A 3,909-nucleotide genomic window follows, 5' to 3' on the forward strand; every position below is an offset into this window, starting at 1 on the left:
CCCGTCGAGTACGAGAAAACCTACTACCTCACCACCACAAAACCGCAGGTCACAACCATAATCTGAGATCTCTATCGAACCCGGGGCGGTTCAGCAGACCTGGACCGAAGCCCGCCGGAAGGCGAGCAGGAATTTGACGCCTACGTCGATGGCTGCTTTCCCAGGTATCTAGCTTCCTCCGGGCGCAGAGCCTTCCGTCTGTCACAGCCCACCGCGCCCGCGGTGCCGTCGGGTTTGACGACGGCGATGCGTGTTGGACAGGCCCAGACGAAGTAGCGCTGGGCCGGGTAGTTGGTCGTGTGCGGGGACCTTGCCGGGCGCTGCTTGGACGGGATCGTGTACTTGCGCAGCTCAGCTTGGCCTCCGTGGTCGGGGCAGACAGGCGGGTGGAGGAGAAGCTCAGCGTTCTCGTGGTCGAGGATGTGGCGGGCGAAGCGGCGTCCCCGGAACGGGACCATGATCTCGCGCCGGCCCTGACCGCCGGGCGCGTGGGACAGGGTGTTGAGGCTGCCGAGGAAGCAGAGTTGCTCGTCGATCACCAGGATCTTCTGGTGCATGTCCTTGATCTCCACCACAGTGTCCGCTACCGCCTTGAGTTCAGGCAGTCGGCGGGCAGCGTCGGCTGCGGTGGCTGGCTTTGTCAGCTGGCCCTGCAGCAAGCTGTCGCTCTCGTTGGTGACGAAGAGGTGGATCCGAACACCCCGGCTGCGCGCGCCGTGAAGGCGCGGGAGCACCTCCCACATCCGCTTGGTGTACCAGGGGGACCAGAGCCAGATGCTGTGACGGGCTTGGTCGATGGCGTCGAGGGCGTCGGGGTAGTAGGTGTCCTCGTCGTGGATGGCGGTATACCGGACGTGGCCTTCGAAGGCCTGCCATATCTCCTGCTGCAACGGGTTCAGCCCTGGTGAGTCGGTGGCGGGCAGGCCGAGGAGCTGACCGGAGCGAACGCCGCGCACCAATGCCTCGGGCTCCGCTCTCGCCATGTTCCGCAGCTGGGCCAGTACCGTTCCGTTCGCCGCCCTGGCCAGGGCATCCCAGGCAGCGATCACATAGACACGCTGGCGGGCCCGCGTCGCACCCACGTTGAAGAGTCTGGCCCCGTCCTTGGCGTAGGCGCGCGCGTCCTTGAAGTCGCCAGCGGCGGTCCATCCCGATAGCACGCCGTCCTCCACCAGGTCCAGGATGACCACATCGAACTCCCGGCCCTGAAAGCTGTGCGCCGTACCCACCTCCACAGCAGGGGTACGGAAGAGGCGACCCTGGTCGTGGAGCCAATCGTGCGTCACCTGGGCTTGCACCTTGTACGGCGTGACGATGCCGACGCTCTCGCCGTCTTCGTGGTGACGCTCGGCCAGCGCGGTCGCCAGCAGACTGCCAGCCACCCACCAGCGGCCCGTTCCGCCCGGTACCCGCCGTGCGCTCGCGATTCCGTCGTCTCCCTCGCCGAGCCCGTCGGTCGTGACCAGGATGATCTCCGGGTCGAGGGCACGGTTCCGCAGCGGGCGGGCCGACCTGAGCATGCCGCCGTAGACGATCCGGTTAACCAGATCGGTGGTATCCGGTCCGAACCGGTGTGTGGTGAGCAGCGTGGCGCATCCGGGGTGCGCCAGCGCGTCGGCGGGTGTTCGGATGCCCACCAGCTCGAAGCAGTCCGTGCGGATCCACCGCTCCAGCTCCGGCTGCTTTGGCGGGCGCTTGGGCATGACCGGGCCGAGCTGGCAGAAGTCGCCGAACAGGACGACGGTCTCCTTGGCCTTGGCGACCGCGACGATTAGTTCGGGCAGCAGCGCGGCCCCGGCCTCGTCGACCAGGACGACGTCATAAGGCCCTTCGGCCACGGTCCGGTTGAGCCGCAGCCGGGCGAGTGTGGTGGCTACCACACGCGCCCCGCGGATCAGCTCGGGCTCGGCCTGGGAGCGTCGGCGCGCCAGCTCCCGCACGAGCCGCTCGTGTTCGCGCTCCAACTTGCCTTGCCTGGCCAGCAGTCCAGCGCAGGAGGCCTGCAGATCCCGAAGTCGGACAGCCAACTGGGGAAGGCCGGCGTTGTCGGAGGTGGCCACCAGATCGGCGTCCCTGGGCTGAGGGTGGTGATCCTGCTGGGCCGCACGCAGCCGGTGTCCGGCGGTCTGTGCCGTCTGCCGGGCGAGGGCGAGGTCCTGGTCCACCTTGGCCTGGTCGGCAGCAGTCGAATCGATCAGCGCCAGTTGCAGGCGCAGCGCGGTGTCATCGACGGGATGGGCCGCCGCCCGTGCATGGGTGATGTGCTGGCGCAATACCTCGTGGTGGGCGGAGTAGGTCTCGGCGGCCTGGGCGACCTGCTGTTGGAGGGCATCGCGGCGCCGGCTCTGCTCAGCTCGTTCGTGCTGGATCTCGCCACGCCGCCGTCTGGTCCGCAGACGGCTCCGCCCGTCGAGTTCGCGTTCCTCCGTGTCCAGAGCGGCCAGAGCGGCCTCGGCGTCGAGCAGGGCTGCCCTCAACTGCTGCTGACTCTGCTCACCCTTCCCGATCTCGGCCCGCCACTGCGCCACCTGCTCCAGCAGGGACCGCTGAGGTGCCCAACTTTCCCAGCGCCCCAGCGCTTCCCCGTGCTCGATGGCGGCCTGCTCGCTCCGGGCCCTGGCGTCGTCCTCGCCTGCTTCGCCCGCTTCCAGTTCGATCGCGAGACGCTCCACGAGGCGGCCGCGGGCAAGGCGTTCCTTGGCCTGCTCGTACGTGTCGGGATCGAACCCCGCGAGTCGGGCCTCCGTCTCACGCAGTTCGGTCAGTACCGGTTCGCTTGCCACGGCGGAGAGTTGCTCGGCGACGCCTTCCACTGCCTGCTCGGCCTCCGCCACCTTCGCCCGTACCAGCAGGGGCAGCGATACCCGCGGGTCCTCGGCCACGTGGCGGAGCGCGGGAGAGCCGACCCGAACCATCAGACCGGGTTGCAGCGAAGAGCGCTCCTTGAGCACCCCCTCCAATGCGTTGTCCACCGCCACATTGGTGCCAGAGACCAGCAGGACCCGCTTGCCCCGCAAGGCCAGGTCACTCAGCGCCCTGGTCAGCACGGTCGTCTTCCCGGTACCGGGCGGCCCCCAGACCAACCGCACGCCCGGCGAGGTGCAGGCAAGGTACGCCTGCGCCTGGCCGCCCTTCAGGACACCACCGCAGGCCGAGGCATCCGATGGTGCGACCGCGTCGATCCGGCCACTGATCAGCTGCTCCGTAAGTCCGGTGTCCGGCAAAGCCGCCAGCGCTTCGCGCAGTGAGCGAAGCAGGAAATCGGGCGGGCGCCGCACTGCCCACAGCGCCAATCCGTTCCGGGGCGCGTGGGCCGCCACCTGAAGGCGGACCCGCTCCGACTCGACCCGCCAGCCGAGGACGGTGAACGACCGACCTTGCCGATCATCGGGGCCGGCCCCAGTCGCCAACCGCATGTCCTGGAGATCATCAGGGTCGATCCGGCTGGCGTAAGTGGGCAACCCGTACCAGCCGTCCTCCAAGTAGTGCACGTCTCCGACCCGCGTGTGCCTCGGAGATTCCGCATGACCGCCTCTGCGGCCCTCACCGGCCAGCACCTCGTCCACTGCCTGGACCAGCTGCTCCATCCACTGCGCCAACGTTCCCCCACCTGGCCCACCTGGACACAACAACGCCGCTGCCGAGCAACTATCCCACGCCGATCACTCCCTGTATGCATCTGTTACACAAGTCGCCACGCGCCGGTACGCCGACCGGCAGGTCCGCAGGAGACCTTGCCGGCTCCCAGCCCTAGGGGTTGTGCCTCTCTGATGCGGTCGGCTCTTCAGCAGCGGATGATTTGAATCAGCGAGAGCTAGGGGTTGTCCCGTAACTGCTGGCCACAGGTGAGATGATCTTGTCCGTGGCTGGTGTGATCACGGCGTCGGAGCCGTCCTGGATAGCCCCGTT

Annotated in this window: 1 protein-coding gene; it reads right to left on the minus strand. The window is 68.0% G+C overall.

Annotated features, from left to right (window positions below; genetic code table 11):
- Nucleotides 1-140 precede the first annotated feature (140 nt).
- Nucleotides 141-3,587 carry an AAA domain-containing protein gene (locus ACIRPK_RS36735; protein WP_403047273.1) on the minus strand — a complete coding sequence of 1,149 codons (3,447 nt, stop codon included), beginning with the start codon at nucleotides 3,585-3,587 and terminating at the stop codon, nucleotides 141-143.
- Between the last annotated feature and the right edge of the window lie 322 nt (nucleotides 3,588-3,909).

The organism is Kitasatospora sp. NPDC101801, assembly GCF_044766665.1.
GTDB lineage: Bacteria > Actinomycetota > Actinomycetes > Streptomycetales > Streptomycetaceae > Kitasatospora.

What these genes read in the sequence shown, in the direction of transcription:
- ACIRPK_RS36735 (WP_403047273.1), bottom strand. Translation starts at nt 3,587, where the DNA reads ATGGAGCAGCTGGTCCAGGCAGTGGACGAGGTGCTGGCCGGTGAGGGC.